The sequence below is a fragment of the Neobacillus sp. B4I6 genome, assembly GCF_050434045.1.
Lineage (GTDB): Bacteria > Bacillota > Bacilli > Bacillales > Cytobacillaceae > Neobacillus.
Map to the genome: position 1 here is coordinate 4,127,037 of NZ_JBNPWB010000002.1, position 16,599 is coordinate 4,143,635.

The following is a 16,599-nucleotide window of genomic DNA, read 5'->3' on the forward strand; positions in this document are numbered from 1 at the left end:
TATCATATCCTATTCTGGCTTGTGTTTTAACTATGGAAGGAGAGTAACAATGTATTATTACCCATATCAATATCAAATCTATCCTCCATTGCCCGTTTACCCACCTCAAATGGGGTATCAATTCCAACCAATTCCAAGGAGTTATCCGCCAGTAGATGTTAAAATATTTGAAAACTCAGTCAAGTCATTTCGACTATTAATGGCTCAAGGAAGTATTTTGCTAGATCGCTTAGGGGATTTAGGTTTCGCTCGAAAAATGATGAGTGCTGCCCAGCAAGGAAAAAAAGCGGATGTTGATCATTTAATCAGTACCGTCGGATTAAAAGTCCCTGTGATAACTACATTTACGCCAAGTGGCGTCATCTTCGAACTTACCACACAACCAAACCAAAATAATCCTGCCAGCTGCTGCACTTTAAAGGTGTCCATGAAATGGGGAATTTAATAGTTGAAAACGACTAAACGGATTTATATTTAGAGTAACAAACATGAATAAAGACGCTTCGGCTCCGAATCGTCTTTTTTGTATTAATTAGCATTTGCACTATATTTAATTTTTAAAGTTAATATTGTTACAGCTAAAATTAACGTTACAGCGTTTGCAACAATTATTGGAATATCGTTTACAAATAGTCCATACAACAGCCACATTAAAACTCCGCTAGTGAACAAGCTGTACATGACTAATGATATTCCTTCTGTATTTTTCTCTTTGATGGTTTTAATTGCCTGTGGCAGGAATGAAAGGGTGGTTAAAATAGCTGCAACATAGCCAAAAAGTGGAACGAGCTCCTGCATTCTTTTGTCTCCTTATCTCCATATATCGTTTAAAGTCCTTGAATCTAATTTTATTAAATTGGCTACTCCTCCCTCACTTTTTTTACTACCAAAAAGAAAAACGATGAAGCCATTTAACACATTGGTTTTCATCGTTCCCTTATACCTATTTATGGACTTTAACTATCAAAAACTATAGTTCTTTCAAATGCCAAACAAAACTTTGAAAGTCTCCCTTTATTTCCACCGGAATAGCTAGTCCAACATAAGAGAGTTCATCCCCGCCAAATACTTGATCAGTACCGTCAACTCGATATTGTTTTGAATGATCAATTCCCTTTAGCCTTAAAACTGCAGTTGGTGCAGCTGGTTCTGCCAAAACCCGGAAATAATAGACGATTGCTTCTGTCTTGTCCTTAGTAGTGAAAAGCCAAGATGTCTCATTTCCTTCAAATGGACTTTGCAATCGATAAAAATCACCAAACTGGATTAATTGACGAATTTCCTTATAGTGAGAAACTTGCTCTTTGACAATTTCCTTTTCATCCACTGATAGATTCGATAAATCAAGCTCATAGCCTAAATTCCCAGACATCGCTACATCGCCACGCATCTGTATAGAAGGACTGCGATGAACCTGATGATTCGGAACAGCAGATACGTGTGAACCCATGGTAACAATCGGGTAAACAAGACTTGTGCCATATTGAATTTTTAACCTTGAGACAGCATCTGTATTGTCACTTGTCCATGTCTGAGGCATGTAATAGAGCATTCCCGGATCAAATCTTCCTCCTCCTCCCGAGCAGCTTTCAAATAGAACATGTGGGAAGGAAGATGTGATAGATTCCATCACCTTATATAATCCAAGCATATAACGGTGCGCTGTCTCTCTTTGTCTTTCAGGAGGAAGAGCAGCCGAACCTATTTCGGTCATATGGCGGTTCATATCCCATTTCACATATGAGATTGGGACACTTGCTAAAATATTACAAACTCTCTTTGTAATTTCATAGCAGACATCCTCCCTTGAGAAATCGAGTATTAATTGATTACGACTCTCCGAACGATTGCGCCCTGGAACATGTAGGCACCAATCTGGATGTTCACGGTATAGATCACTGTCAACAGAAACCATTTCCGGTTCAAACCATAGTCCAAAATCCAATCCCAACTCCTTAACACGAAGAGCGAGATGATTCAAACCTTCGGGAAGTTTCTGGCGATCAACAAACCAATCTCCCAATGAAGATTTATCATCATTTCTCTTACCAAACCACCCATCATCTAAGACAAACAATTCGATTCCTAACTCACGTCCTGTTTCGGCAATATCCAAAATCTTGTCCGCATTAAAATCAAAATAAGTTGCTTCCCAGTTGTTCACTAAAATTGGGCGTTCTCTATCCCGGTAATTGCCTCTCACTAAGCGCGTACGATACAACTCATGAAACGTCCTTGACATACTGCCTACACCTTCTGATGAGTATACCATAACAACTTCTGGTGTTTGGAAGGCTTCATTAGGTTCAAGCTTCCAGTTAAAATCAAAGGGATTGATTCCCATAGTGACTCTCGTGTTCCTAAATTGGTCCACTTCCGCCTGCGCCAGGAAATTACCACTGTATACAAAGTTAAAGGCATATACTTCTCCTGAATCTTCTGTTGTGCCTTTCCTTAACAATGCAATAAAAGGATTATGCTGATGACTGCTGGCACCTCTTGTGCTTTCAACTGACTGAATTCCATTCATGAGCGGCAATCGTTCAATATGTCGTTCCTTTACATGGGCACCATGAAGATGTAAAAACTCAAAATCTGCATCCCTGAAATCAACACAGAGACTGTGCGCACTTACCAACTTTAGTGACTGACTCCCCTCATTTATAAATCGTACGGAACGTGTAATGACATTAAACTGCTCGAAGACGGTATAACTTAGGATCACTTTCAGGCCGATTAAGGAATCTTCCATTGTAATTTCGAGCGTTTCCGCCTCGTTGTCACACTCTGTATACGTTGCAGGCAGCCCCTCCAAAGGAGCTTTCCCCTTAAAAATCGAATGGGTTTGGTATCTTAGATCAGTAATGGTTGAACCGTTTTCGAGCTGGATTTGATAAGCAGGCTTCCTAAAATCTGTATTCCCATACTGTGGATACTCTTGCGGAAGTGTATCCAAGGAGAAAGTCCTGTCATCTTTATGCTGATAAGGGTTTCCTGAGAAACCGCGATCTAAAAACTGCAGAAAATTAGAATGACGATAGGTGTTGATTTTTCGGCCCCAATAAAGGTGCACCAAATATCCTTCATGGAGAATTTCCATGACATAACTTGTATCCTTGGCCTGCAAATGAAACGTTTTATTTTTTGAATCAAATTGGATTCCCATGAAAAACTTCAACTCCTTAACTGCTATTTAATAGCTCCCTTTACCACACCGCCGATAATCCATTTCTGTGCTAAGATGTAGACAATGACCATTGGTGATAAAGCTAATAGGTATGATGCAAATGCTAAATTAAAGTCCGTACCAAACTCAGACTGGAAAATATATTGAACCAAAGGAAGAGTCGCATCTGCTGGATCATTTAAGATGATCAATGGCAGCATAAAGTCGTTCCAAGCCCATAAGCATGTCAGAATTCCAACTGTTGCATTAATCGGAGTTAACAGCGGGAAAATCACTTTCCAAAATACTCCCCATGTACCGCATCCGTCTACGATAGCCACTTCCTCTAGTTCCTTTGGTATTGAGCGGATGTAACCAGCGTAAATAAAGATATTTAATGCGGCTCCCTAAACTATATATAAAAAGATTAGTCCGCCTTGGTTATCCATGCCAAAGGCGGCCGTCTGTTTTACCAGCGGAAGCATAATAATCGGAAATGGGATAAACATGGCGCTGACAAAATAGTAGTACAGTCCTTTAAAAAATTTCTTATCCATATTTCTCGCGATCGCAAAAGCGACCATTGAATTTGTTAAGATTGTAAAAACCACCGTAACTACCGTAATCAAGGCACTATTTTTGAAAGCGGCAAAAAAGTTTGTCGCTTCGATAGCCTTGGCAAAATTCTCAAAATGAAGCCCTGTTGGAAGAGTAAGTACCGATTGCGCCATCTCGTCCGGTGTTTTTAAAGCAATAGAAACGGCAATATACAACGGGAAAAGTATGAATAAGGACCCTAATGCAATTAAAATGGTAACGGGCCAGTTCGTTTTTTGTTTCAACATTACATATCCATCTCCCTTTTTTGGAGTACCTTAATTTGAATTACAGAGATGACAACAATCACAATAAAGTAGATAACGGAGTTGGCTGATTGGTAGGCGAACTCTCCCCCCTGAAATCCGCCTTTATAAATTAATAGCGAAATCGATTCCGTCGCTCGTCCTGGTCCGCCGCCTGTTAAAGCTACAATCTGGTCAAAGACCATAAGGAAGTTTTTCATTGAAAGTACCATATTGATAGTAAAGAATGGCGCGATCATCGGGAAGGTAATCTTCCAGAATTCCTGCCATTTATTGGCCCCATCAAGGCTCGATGCTTCATATAGTTCAGATGGAACGGTTTGTAAACCTGATAAATATAAAATCACATTGAACGCACATGCCTGCCATACAGCTACAATGACGATTCCTAACCAGGCAAACTTGTCACTGCCTAATATATTGATAGAAAGGAACCCAATATCTAGCTTATCGCCTAAATTTGGGATAACATTTGAAAAAATAAAATTGAAAATAAATCCTACAATTAGTACTCCGAGTACATTTGGTAAGAAGTATGTTGCTCGAAAAAAGTTCTTTCCTTTAATTTTTGCGTTTAACCCTATCGCGATTAATAGACTTAAAATATTTACGAGAATCGTTGAAATAATTGCAAATTTAAAGGTAAATAAGTAAGAGTTTAGAATATTTAGGTCTTTAAATAAGTTTACGTAATTTTTTATTCCGACAAAGTCGTAAGTGAAACCTAAGCCGTCCCAGTTTGTAAATGAATAATAAATACCTTGAAGAGCTGGATATGTATGAAAAATAGCGAAAAGAAGAAGCGCAGGCACTGTCATTAAATAAAACGGTACGTTTTTGAGTTTCATAGTTTTCTTCTTTTCTTTTATCCTAGCAGAAGGAATACTCCCATTTTTTAACGCCAAATCTTCCTTACTCACTTCTTTCACTCCTTTATAAAGATGGAGAAATTAGGATTCCCCCAATTTCTCCATGATTAAATTATTATTTACGGTTAGCTACCTTTTCCCATTCAGTATCTAGAGTTTTCAAGTATTGATTAACATCTTTTTTCTGTGTTAGTACTTGCAATTGTTTTTCAAGGGCTACAGCAGTAGGTACATAGTGGTCAGGGAAGTCAACAACAGCACCTTTTTCAAAGCTTGCTTTTAGTCCTTCTAACTCAGGTGCTTCCTGTACGATACCTGTTTTAGCTGAAAAGGCGTTTTGCTGTGTAAGATATTCTTTCATATTTTCATCACTCAAAAGAAATTCAATAAACTTTTTAGCTTCTTTCGGATGCTCAGTAGTCGCAGATTGAGCAAGTAATAAATCTACACCTGATACAACTTTTGAGTCACCAATTGGGTAAGGGAATACGCCTACCTCAATGTTTGGATTTGCTTTTTTAATTTCTGGAATCGCCCAAATACCTTGAAGATACATAGCAGACTCACCTTTTGCAAAGGCTACGTTTCCATCATTATACGCTTTACCATTCTGATCTTTATGGCCAAATTCGAGCAGGGTTAATAGCTTTTCAGCTGCTTCCTTGTGCCCTTCTGCAAATTTCGTATCTCCCTTATCTAACTTTTTAAAGAAGTCATCTCCCTGTGTGTTTGCTGCGAGAACATTGTAAGCAGGTAAGGCTGTCCAAGCATCTTTAAAGGTAAAGTAAAATGGAATTTTTCCTGCAGCTTTAACTTTTTCCGCTGCCGCGATAAATTCTTCCCATGTTGTTGGTACTTCAATGCCTAATTCTTTGAAAATAGTTTTGTTATATATTACTGCATTGGCATTTGCTGCATAGGGAATTCCATATACTTTGTCCTGTTTTGAAATATCCTTTAACATGTCAATATACGCTGGCTGAATGTCATTTAATGCGCTGTCTTTCGAAACATCTTTCAAAGCTCCTGCCTTTGAAATCTCTGCATAGGATACATCCCCGCCCATCCCAATAACATCAGGAAGATCACGTTTGGCTACCCGCGTTTTTAACACGGTTACAGAATCCGGTGGATTAGTAACAACAATATCAATATTGGGGTTTTCTTTTTCAAATTTTTTGGCTAATTCACTAAATGTACCTTTTGCTTCAGATTTGTACTCTAAAAATTCAATTTTCACCTTTCCATTTGAACCACCTGTAGCTTCCTTACTGCCACACCCTGCAAGAACAGAAAGCGCGATCATACCAGTTGCAACTAACGAGATTGATTTTTTCATCGAGAATCCCCCATATTTTGATAGATTTTCATTTTATGAAAACTTTATTTAATGAAAGGATTGGCAGCGATTACAGAATTTGCTGATAATCACTCCCATCTCCCTCCTTGAACCCGTTTTATTGTTTTTTTGCGCTGACACTATCACGTAAAACTAATTCTGTTGGTAGAGTAACCTTCAGTGGTAGGGTTCTCCCTTTTAAACGATCATATAGAAGCTTCACAGCGGTTTTCCCCATTTCATTGCCATGTACTTTCACAGTAGAAAGGCGCGGATTCATATAGGCAGCAGCTTCGATATCATCAAAGCTAAAAACCGAAACTTCTTCGGGAACTTTGATCCCTGCTTCATGCAAAGCACGAAGGACACCCAATGCCATTGGATCACTTCCAACAACAATTGCACTTGGCATCTGCCCACTTTCTACTAATTGCTTCGTTAATAAGTGACCACTGGATGGGCCCCAATCTGCTTCAAATACTTTAGCCGGGTTATAGTAGCCCTTCTCTTTCATTATTTTTTCGAATGCACTTTTCCTTGTATCCTCTTTTTCAAGTGTTATATTACTATTCACACCATAGACCATTCCTCTTCCGCCTAAATAGGCAATATCAATATGACCAAGACCAATTAAATGCTCCAAAACTTGATGGGTAGCGCCTTCAAAATCTGAAATTACAACATCCACATTCAAATCTTGCGGAAGATAGTCTACTGCAACGATATTATTATTTTCATAGTAAATTTCTTTTAAATCTTTAATATCAACGTCCCCCATAACAATAAGACCATCCAAACCACTTAAGCTCTCTGCTGTTATGTTGCTTTTACCAACCATAAATGTCGAGGCGATATTAAAGGAATATTGATTACAGGTGTTTTCCACTCCCAGCCGTATTGACTGAAAGTACGGGTCAATAGTTTCATCGTTCAACATGATCAGGCCAATATTAAATGTTTCTATTGGTTTATCCGCTTTTCCACTTTTTTTTCTCAATGGTTTATAATTTAGCTCATTGACGATTTCGATGACCCTTTTCCTCGTATCCTCGGATACAGAAAGAGTAGGGTCATTGTTTAGTATTCTAGATACGGTTGCCGTTGAAACACTGGCATGCTCGGCTATATCTCTAATCGTTGCCATATACTCACCTACAACTTTATTTTGTTTAGTTAAGTTAACTAAATTTATATTAATAATATACCATGTTATGCGCTTTCAATCAATTTAAATTTTAAAAAAATCAATTTTTTCTAAAAATAATCATTTTTTCTTAAGTTAACGTAACTTAATAATAGCCTCATGTTTACTAAAATAAAAAAAGGTAAAATGACTAGTTCATTTTACCTTTAAAAAATACATAATATTAATTTGTTCTTTGTTTAATTATTTATTCATCATTCATTAAATCCCAATATTTATAGGTCTCTCAAAAATGAAAAAAGGGGCAAATGCCCCCAAGTTTTACTTCAGTATATATACCCTTGTTTCATAAGGTTTTAATGTGAAATTTCTCCGTAATTTCTTACCCACAACTTCATAATTGTTAAGGATAAGGTCAGAAGTGGAATAAGATAAACTACCTGGGACACGAAACCTGGTTGTTTTTTCACTAAAATTGTTAATAACAAGTACCTTTTGCTTACCTAAGCTGCGAATATACACAAACAGTTTCGGATGATTCGCAGCTATTAAGTTGTAAGTACCATAAACAAACACGGGATTCTCTTTTCTTAAGCGAATCAATTTTTTATAAAAAGATAAAATCGAGTCAGGATCGTTTAATTGTGATTCTACATTTATTTCTATGAAGTTTGGATTCACACCGAGCCATGTTTGATCGCTGGTAGTGAATCCTCCCATGTTAGATGAGTCCCATTGCATCGGCGTCCGAGCATTGTCTCGCCCCTTTTCCCAAATGACCTTCATAATTTCATCATGGGAACGCCCTTTTGCAGTTTCAACATGATAATAGTTAATCATGCCAACATCGTTGTAATCATGAATAGACGGGAATTGGACGTTCGTCATCCCAATTTCCTGACCCTGGTAAATAAATGGAGTCCCTTTCATTAGGAAATATAGCGCCCCTAGCATTTTAGCACTCTCTTTCCAAAACTCCCGGTCATTTCCCCAGCTAGAAACCCGTCGCGGTTGATCATGGTTTTCAATAAATAAGGCATTCCATCCTCTGCCTTCCAAACCTGTCTGCCATTTGGTTAAAACCTTTTTTAATTTACGAACGTCAATGGATCCTTCTGCATCCTTATCCCATAAGTCTAAAAACTCGAATTGGAAAATCATATTGAAATAGCCGTTATCTTCACCCACCCATTGATCAGCTTCATTAAGCCCGACGCCATTTGCCTCCCCAACGGTCATGATGTCATAGTTTTTAATGGTTTTTTGAGTGAATTCTGTGAGAAACTCATCAATTCCATCGACATTCATCATTTTAGGAAAGCAAGGGACGAAATCTAAACGATCTGGGTTAGGCATATCAGGGAATCCTGGTTCTTTTTTTATATGAGAGATTGCATCTACTCGGAAACCGTCGATTCCTTTTTCAAGCCACCAGTTGACCATATCGTATAATGCATCCCTTACCTCAGGGTTTTCCCAATTCAAATCAGGCTGACGTGCGGAGAAGATGTGCATGAAATACTGTTCTGTTTCTTTATCATATCTCCAAGCCGGCCCACTGAAAATCGACTCCCAATTGTTCGGCGCTTTTCCATCTTGGCCATCTCTCCAAATGTACCAGTCACGCTTCGGGTTGTCCTTAGAGGATCGTGACTCAATAAACCAAGGGTGTTCATCGCTCGTATGATTGATGACTAAATCCAGGATTATTTTCATTCCACGCTGATGAACTCCGTCAAGCAACTCATCAAAGTCTGCCATCGTTCCAAATTCATCCATAATATCCTGGTAATCTGAAATATCATAACCATTGTCGTCATTCGGTGATTTATACATCGGCGACAGCCAAATTACATCAATTCCTAGCTCTTTTAGGTAATCTAATTTGGCGGTTACACCTTTTAAATCACCAATCCCGTCCCCATTGCTGTCCATGAAACTTCTAGGATAGACTTGATAGGCGACACTTTCTTTCCACCACTTTTTGTTCACTTGTGCACCTCAGTTCGATCAACGACCACCCACCACTCTACACCGGCTTCTTCTCCTGTATTAAGTACTGCTTCAAGATTAACGGCAACTGGTATATTCTTCATCATTACACCCACCACATTTGGGAAACTGGCTCCTCAATTAAGATCGATTTTAAATTGGTTACTGCCCGATTGAACCCTTCGTTAATAGACATAATTGGGTCTTCATGTTCAATGCTGACCACATAATCATAGCCATAGGTTCTTAGTGCACTCATCATGTCAGACCATTCTTTGAGGCTATGTCCACAGCCAACCGAACGGAATGACCAAGCCCTCGTTTTCACTTCTCCATAGGGCTGCATATCCGTTAATCCATACATATTCACGTTTTCCTGATCAATGTATGTGTCTTTCGCATGAAAATGATGAATCGCATTTTCTTTTGCTAAAATTTTAATCGCTACAACTGGATCAATTCCCTGCCACCATAGGTGACTTGGGTCTAAGTTAGCGCCAATGGCATCACAGGTTTCCTCACGCAGCTTTAAGAGTGTATATGGTGTGTGGACTAAAAAACCTCCGTGTAGTTCAAGTCCTATTTTCACGTTGTGCTCCTTAGCAAATTGGCCAACTTCCTTCCAATAAGGAATCAGTTTTTCTTCCCATTGCCACTTTAATACGTCTCCATATTCATTAGGCCAAGGTGTTACAGGCCAATTTGGATATTTCGCCCCTTCATGATCTCCTGCTGTTCCTGAAAAACAGTTAACAACCGGCACATTGAGAAGCGAAGCAAGTTTAATCGTTTTTAAGAGTGTTTCATGCGAGTTGTTAGCAAATTCCTTTTCAGGAGAAATCGGGTTTCCATGACAGCTGAATGCACTGATTACCAGTCCGCGTTCCTCTACCTTTTGGATATACTCACGTCTAGCCTCTTCACTTTCCAATAACCCATCTAAATCACAGTGGTTGTTTCCAGGATAGCATCCCGTTCCTATTTCAACTGCATGTAGTCCGGCTTCTTTAACTGTATCAAGCATTTCCTCGAATGATTTTTCAGCGAATAATACGGTAAAAACTCCAAGTCTCATAATGAATTCCCCTCTCTATAACTGCTCGCTCTTTATACGATTGATCCGTGATAGGTAACTTGTAGACATCAATAGAGAGATGGCGGCCCAATATGGTCCACCACCCTTTATATCTAACGGAAAATTATGATAGCTCGCTCACTTTAACAATTTGTTTTGTTTCACTTGATTGAAGTGCTGCTAAAATCACTTCGAGAGATTTTTTTCCTTCCTCACCAGGAACAGGTGTATCTTGATTATGAATAACAGCATCCACAAAATGATTGATCACATGTGTTGTACGTTGGCCGCCCGAATCATTCGACTGAATTTTTCCAAGCTGATAATTTACGACTTCACCGTTGGCATATTGAACGACAAGTGAATTAGTTGGATCATCCTCTAACCGCAGAATGGCTTTTTCACCATATATAATGGTTGAATTATCTTCCTTACTGACATAAGCCCAGCTTGCTGCAAGTGTTCCGATAATCCCGCTTTCTGTTTTTAATACACAAACCGCATTGTCATCGACATCAGCAAAATCTTTGGCGCTTGTTTCAACAAAAGAACCAACCTCAGTAATTTCTTCACCTAGTACATACCGTAGTAAATCGGTCTTATGGACACCCAAATCGCCCATTGCACCTACGAATGCTTTTTCTTTTTCAAAAAACCAGCTTTCTTTCCCATCTACACTCCATCTCTCTGGACCGCCATGCCCGAAGGCTGTGCGGAAACTATAAATTTTGCCAATTTCCCCGCTTGCAATCAGCTGACGTGCTCTTTGATGGGAAGGTACAAAACGCTGATTATGACCAATCATTAACTTTTTGCCACTTTCTTTGGCCGCGGCGATCATTGCTTCGGCTTCTTTTTTAGAAGTAGCCATTGGTTTTTCACAAAGAACATGAAGACCTGCATTTAAGGCAGCAATCGAAATTGGGGCATGAAGATAGTTTGGTGTACAAACGCTGACTGCATCAACCGTTCCGCTTCTTAATAACTCTTCATAGTTTGTGTAAGCAGTGACTTCATATTTCTCTGCTATTTCTTTAACTCGGCTTTCATTGATATCACAAACTGCCACTAGCTCTACATTTTGGTTCGCTTTATATTCAGGTAAATGGCGATGCTGGGCAATACTGCCGCATCCGATTACTCCAACTTTTAACTTTTTCATTATTTTTGTCCCCCTTTAATTTGTTCTAGTGGTTTCGCATTTCCATAAATTGGCCGTTCACGTTTAACAGGCGCGGCCCATTTTACTGCATTGATAATCACGCGTTGAATTTGCTCGTTATGGTAGGTTGGATAGGTTTCGTGGCCCGGTCTGAAATAAAATACTTTCCCATTTCCACGTTTGTATGTACAGCCGCTGCGGAATACTTCGCCGCCTTCAAACCAGCTCGTAAAAATAAGCTCATCCGGCTGTGGGATATCAAAATGCTCCCCATACATTTCTTCTTTTTCTAATTCAATATATTCAGTGATTCCTTCTGTTATCGGATGGCTTGGACTCACAACCCAAAGTCGTTCTTTTTCATCAGCTTCCCGCCATTTTAAATCACAGCTGGTTCCCATTAATGTTTTAAAGATTTTTGAAAAATGGCCGGAGTGGAGAACAATCAGTCCCATTCCATCGAGAACACGCTGTTGAACTTTTTGAACGACTTCATCTTTCACTTCTCCATGTGCTAGATGTCCCCACCAAACTAATACATCGGTAGCAACTAGTACTTCATCGGTTAAGCCATGTTCCGGCTCATCAAGAGTAGCCGTTCTTGTTACGATTCCTTCGGCCTGAAGGAATTGGGCAATCGCACCATGGATCCCGGTTGGATAAATATCTCGTACGACTGGATTTTTTTGTTCATGACGATTCTCATTCCATACAGTTACCTTTACCATAATCTACCTACTCCTTCTTTATCGTTCACTTTAACTATTATTTTAGAGAAAGAAAAAATTTATGAAACGGCTTACATTGACACAAAGGGTGGAAAATATTGAACCTAATAATCCTTTGACGTTAAATTAAAAACAATTTAGGTGACCATATCATTTAACTTCGGATTTATTTATTAGTCTCTCTTTTGCCAGCCATGCTCCTCCAATTACGCCTGCATTATTACCTAATGTAGCAATAACAATCTCTGCACCTTGTGCCACTCTTGGAAAAGTATATAAAACAAATTCCTCTTTCAAAGGTCCTAACAAAGTGTCGCCCGCTTTTGAAACGCCGCCTCCAATAACAATTTTTTCGGGATTTAATCCATTAGCTAAATTCGCCAGAGCCAATCCTAAATGGTATACAACCTGTTGAATGACTCGCTTGGCGAGTTCATCCCCTTCGTTTGCAGCATCAAAAACCAGCTTGGCCGATATAGTTTGATGTTTCTCGTAATAGTCTCTTATTTTACTAATATCATTGGTAGAAGCTAATTTCTCTAGTGCTAATCGGGAAATTCCTGTTGCGGATGCTACAGTTTCTAAACATCCTGATTTCCCACAATTACAAGGTGAGCCGTTTCTAGGAACAGATGTAATATGACCAATTTCACCACCGGCTCCATTTACACCATGCACAATCTCACCATTGACGATAATCCCGCCTCCGACACCAGTTCCTAATGTTACACAGATTAAGTTTTTAGCTCCTTTGCCAGCACCCTTCCACATTTCACCGATTGCCGCAATATTAGCATCATTTTCTACAGCAACTGGCAAGGAAGTTTCCCGCTCGAGAATAGCTTGTAAAGGGAATTTCCTCCATCCCAAGTTTACAGCCACCTCAATGGAACCATCCACATTAACAGGACCTGGCGCTCCGATTCCGATACCGATTAGCCTATTTTTTGTTTGATTTAATTCGTTTAACTTTTGGTCAATCGTGCTTGCAATCCTTGTAGGAATATATCGGCCGCTTTCCCTTTTGTCAGTATCTATTTCCCAGCTATAAATGATATCGCCATTCAGACTGATAAATGCCATTTTAATCGTGGTTCCACCTAAATCCACACCAACTAACCATTTCGCATCCATATCCATTCACTCTTTTTCATCTTTAAATTTCTGATTTTTTCACATAATTAGCATTTGACTTAATTCTTCTATCATAAATAAAAAAAATTCCAAATTGTTTCCTGCAGCGTCCCCCAAAAATACACTAACTCCACTAGGAGTTTTCCATATTCCTATTGTTTCTACAGATTTCGGTGTTTTTCTTTCAAATAATTTATGCTGATTTCAATGCTTTCAAATGGTGTATGGCGGCTTAAATCCTGTTCGACGACCCACCACTGAACACCTGCTTCTTCTCCCATATGCAATATTGCATCAAGGTCAACGCCGCCTGTACCAAGCTCCGCAAAAAATTGTTCTCCATCTGTCGTCATGTCTTTTAAATGAATGAGCGGGGTTCTCTTTTGATAACGATTGATCCACTCCACCGGCTTTTCGCCTGCTTTTGTCAGCCAATACACATCCAGCTCTGTATGCACATTGTCTGCCTTAGTATCATCAAAAATAGCTTCGAGCGCCGTTCTGCCATCAGACATACGATTAAGTTCAAAATCGTGATTGTGATAACAAAGGGTGATGCCCTCCTGACGGCATGTTTCACCAACTTTATCTAATAAAGAGATAAGGGCTTTGTAGTCATCCTCGCTGCGACTATCTGGCATTATGTAAGGGCAGACAACATACTTACTTCCTAGTATTTTCTGATCTTCTATAACCCCGGCTAAATTATTTTCCAATTGTTCAAGTGGCACATGGCTCGCTGCTGCCTGAAGGCCAAGCTCATCCAATAACACTTTTACTTCTTTTGCAGGCAATCCACCATACCCGGCAAATTCAACACCATCGAAGCCAAGCTCTGCCACCTTTTTTAAAGTGCCAGCAAAATCTTGCGCGCTTTCTTCCCGCAATGTATACATTTGTACAGCTACTGGAATTTTGATCATCCTTATCCCCCACTTTCTTGGAACATTACTTATTTGATTACATCTTATATTGTATATCTACAAATAAACATAGATGATATAATTAAAACATCTACTATTTTGCTATTTTTCTATTTTGTTAGAATAGAGGGAGCTTATGACGACGAACATATTTTTTTGCGGCTATTCCTTTCACACAAATGGATATCATTCTCAACATAAATCCGGATACCCTTCGTATCTTTTCAGACTGCAAACAGAAGGTCTCTGCGAAGTAGTCGTGAAGGGGAGAAAAATGGAACTCGCGAAAGGAGACCTACTGCTCATTAAACCTGGGGATCACTATGAACTGCTTGTCAAAGAGGGGCAAAACAGCGGAGATTATCACTTAGTTTGTGAAGGCGCGTGGATGGACGAATGGTGGAGCCGTTCTGAAAAGCCGGATGTTTCCCGAATCGATTTGGATGAAAAGCTGTTGACCTTATGGCGCCAGATCATGATTGAAAAACGCCGTCCATCATCCAGCCAAAACGAAGAGCTCTCCGGCTATTTGCTGCGAGCGCTCTGTTTATCTCTGGAACGGGCTATCAGCGAAGCCGGCCGATCCTTCAGTCACCCGTATACGGTGACACGGATGATGCGTTACATTGAGGAGCATGCCACGATCGCCTTTAAAGTGGAGGATGTGGCGCAGCATGCTGGGCTCAGCGTCTCAAGGTCCGTTCATCTATTCAAAAGCAGCGTTGGGAAAACGATGATGGAATATGCGCAGGCAATCCGGTTATCTTCGGCCATTGAGCGGATGAAATACACTACACTGACACTTGAACAGATTGCCGAAGACTGCGGCTTCGGAACCTATCCTTACTTTCATAAGGTATTTAAAAAGAAATACGGTGTTGCTCCTGGTGTGTACAGGCGGATAGAATACTAGTTTAAATGTTTTCCTATACATGTAATGTTTTATTAAAATTAGAAAAGCTAGAAATCACTGAGTTTCCCACTTCACATCAGTATTTCTAGCTTTTCTTTTATTTGATACAATCCACATTTATATATCTAAAATAGGATTTTCCCGTCCATTACCCTATCAAAGTCTTTGACGACTTCGTTTGTCTCTGCTGATTTAAAAATCGTTTCCATCAATTGTAAGACACGCAAAACTTCCTCATTTTTGATGATTGGTTCTGCTTTTCCTTCAACTACAGAAATCACATTGTCATAAAAGCTTTCCATCGTCTTATCTACTTTCGGTAAATCCGATGTACTGACAGCTTTTTCAGACGGAGGTGCCATCGTTTTCGTCAACCCTTGCCCGGCTTTAATCGGTTTCGGAGCTTCTACCTCCACTCCCCGATTTTGCGTCACGATTTTACCGTTAATATCCCAATCATGGATGACTGCCGTTCCTGTTGTTCCTTTTGCATACCACCGCGGCAGTTGAATGAAGTTTGTTGTTCCCACTTCCACTAAAGAGTTGATGCCGTTTTCAAACGTGATAAACACTTGAAAACCATCGTCTACTTCGTTCCCTAAAATATAACTTAAATTGGCATAGACACTCGTAATCTTACTGTCGATCATAAATAGCAGTTGATCTAGTAAATGGACACCCCAGTCCAGCAGCATCCCCCCGCCATAAGCCTTCTGATGGCGCCAGTCTCCCGGAATCCCGTTTGCTCCTTGTACCCGTGATTCAATATGAAAGACATCTCCGATAATCAGTTCATCGTATACTTTTTTTATCGTTAGAAAGTCTTCATCCCATCTGCGGTTTTGGTGCACAATAAACGCTCTGTCATTCATTTTTGCAGCCTGCATAATTTCGATTAACTCTTCACTGTAAATAGTGACAGGCTTTTCACAAATTACATGCTTTTTGGCGTTTAAGGCTGCTACTGCGATTTCTTTATGCACATCGTTAGGAGTGGCGATAAGAACAAAATCAACAGAATCGTCGGCTAAAACAGCAGCTAAACTTTCATATACCTTGTATCCATCAGCCAAGGAAGCGGCTCTTCTTTCCTCCAGAATATCATAGGTTCCAACGACATTTATGTTTTGGTTTTCTTTGAGCAGCTTTCCATGATAGCTTCCCATACCACCGTAACCAACTATAACTAAATGATAGTTTCTATTCGTCATTTTTATATCTCCTTTTTTTGCCATCATTTTCTCTATAGGTTTTCTTTAATTCTCACTTCTGCTTTTTCAAAACATTACTT

Annotated in this window: 14 protein-coding genes and 1 pseudogene; 2 read left to right on the plus strand and 13 right to left on the minus strand. The window is 39.5% G+C overall.

Going from position 1 to position 16,599, the window contains the following annotated elements; all coding sequences use genetic code 11:
- Positions 1-49: 49 nt before the first annotated feature.
- Complete coding sequence (locus QF028_RS22720) at positions 50-445, plus strand: hypothetical protein (RefSeq protein WP_429469088.1); 396 nt, start codon at positions 50-52, stop codon at positions 443-445.
- Positions 446-528: 83 nt separating this feature from the next.
- Here the strand turns inward: QF028_RS22720 and QF028_RS22725 are convergent, their stop codons facing one another.
- The 12 genes and pseudogenes from QF028_RS22725 to QF028_RS22780 all read right to left on the minus strand — a co-directional run bounded on the left by QF028_RS22725 (position 529) and on the right by QF028_RS22780 (position 14,395).
- Positions 529-798: a SemiSWEET transporter gene (locus tag QF028_RS22725; RefSeq protein WP_429469091.1), complete on the minus strand. Its 270-nt coding sequence runs from the start codon at positions 796-798 to the stop codon at positions 529-531.
- Between the two features lie 172 nt (positions 799-970).
- Positions 971-3,166, minus strand: coding sequence for an alpha-galactosidase (locus QF028_RS22730; protein ID WP_429469094.1), 2,196 nt, complete (start codon positions 3,164-3,166; stop codon positions 971-973).
- A gap of 23 nt (positions 3,167-3,189) precedes the next feature.
- Positions 3,190-4,011: pseudogene (locus tag QF028_RS22735) on the minus strand (carbohydrate ABC transporter permease).
- Positions 4,011-4,877, minus strand: a complete 867-nt coding sequence (locus QF028_RS22740) for a carbohydrate ABC transporter permease (protein WP_429472467.1) — start codon at positions 4,875-4,877, stop codon at positions 4,011-4,013. The pseudogene QF028_RS22735 and the gene QF028_RS22740 overlap by 1 nt, the downstream one beginning before the upstream one ends.
- A gap of 136 nt (positions 4,878-5,013) precedes the next feature.
- Positions 5,014-6,237 carry an ABC transporter substrate-binding protein gene (locus QF028_RS22745; RefSeq protein WP_429469097.1) on the minus strand — a complete coding sequence of 408 codons (1,224 nt, stop codon included), beginning with the start codon at positions 6,235-6,237 and terminating at the stop codon, positions 5,014-5,016.
- Positions 6,238-6,355: 118 nt separating this feature from the next.
- Positions 6,356-7,381 carry a LacI family DNA-binding transcriptional regulator gene (locus QF028_RS22750; protein ID WP_429469100.1) on the minus strand — a complete coding sequence of 342 codons (1,026 nt, stop codon included), beginning with the start codon at positions 7,379-7,381 and terminating at the stop codon, positions 6,356-6,358.
- Between the two features lie 321 nt (positions 7,382-7,702).
- Positions 7,703-9,373 carry a glycoside hydrolase family 13 protein gene (locus tag QF028_RS22755; RefSeq protein ID WP_429469103.1) on the minus strand — a complete coding sequence of 557 codons (1,671 nt, stop codon included), beginning with the start codon at positions 9,371-9,373 and terminating at the stop codon, positions 7,703-7,705.
- A gap of 106 nt (positions 9,374-9,479) precedes the next feature.
- The gene (locus QF028_RS22760; RefSeq protein WP_429469106.1) at positions 9,480-10,448 is read right to left on the minus strand and encodes a sugar phosphate isomerase/epimerase family protein; all 969 of its coding nucleotides are present in this window, start codon (positions 10,446-10,448) and stop codon (positions 9,480-9,482) included.
- A gap of 124 nt (positions 10,449-10,572) precedes the next feature.
- Complete coding sequence (locus QF028_RS22765) at positions 10,573-11,610, minus strand: Gfo/Idh/MocA family protein (protein ID WP_429469109.1); 1,038 nt, start codon at positions 11,608-11,610, stop codon at positions 10,573-10,575.
- A complete protein-coding gene (locus QF028_RS22770) occupies positions 11,610-12,338 on the minus strand; it encodes a ThuA domain-containing protein (protein WP_429469112.1) in 729 nt (242 codons plus the stop codon). The genes QF028_RS22765 and QF028_RS22770 overlap by 1 nt, the downstream gene beginning before the upstream one ends.
- Before the next feature lie 150 nt (positions 12,339-12,488).
- Entirely contained in the window at positions 12,489-13,472 is a 984-nt protein-coding gene (locus tag QF028_RS22775) for an ROK family glucokinase (protein ID WP_429469115.1), read from the minus strand.
- Positions 13,473-13,633: 161 nt separating this feature from the next.
- Positions 13,634-14,395: a sugar phosphate isomerase/epimerase family protein gene (locus tag QF028_RS22780; protein WP_429469118.1), complete on the minus strand. Its 762-nt coding sequence runs from the start codon at positions 14,393-14,395 to the stop codon at positions 13,634-13,636.
- Positions 14,396-14,531: 136 nt separating this feature from the next.
- Here QF028_RS22780 and QF028_RS22785 point away from each other — a divergent pair, with 136 nt between their 5' ends.
- Positions 14,532-15,308, plus strand: a complete 777-nt coding sequence (locus QF028_RS22785) for an AraC family transcriptional regulator (RefSeq protein ID WP_429469121.1) — start codon at positions 14,532-14,534, stop codon at positions 15,306-15,308.
- Between the two features lie 125 nt (positions 15,309-15,433).
- Here QF028_RS22785 and QF028_RS22790 read toward each other — a convergent pair whose 3' ends face one another.
- Positions 15,434-16,519 carry a Gfo/Idh/MocA family protein gene (locus tag QF028_RS22790; protein ID WP_429469124.1) on the minus strand — a complete coding sequence of 362 codons (1,086 nt, stop codon included), beginning with the start codon at positions 16,517-16,519 and terminating at the stop codon, positions 15,434-15,436.
- Between the last annotated feature and the right edge of the window lie 80 nt (positions 16,520-16,599).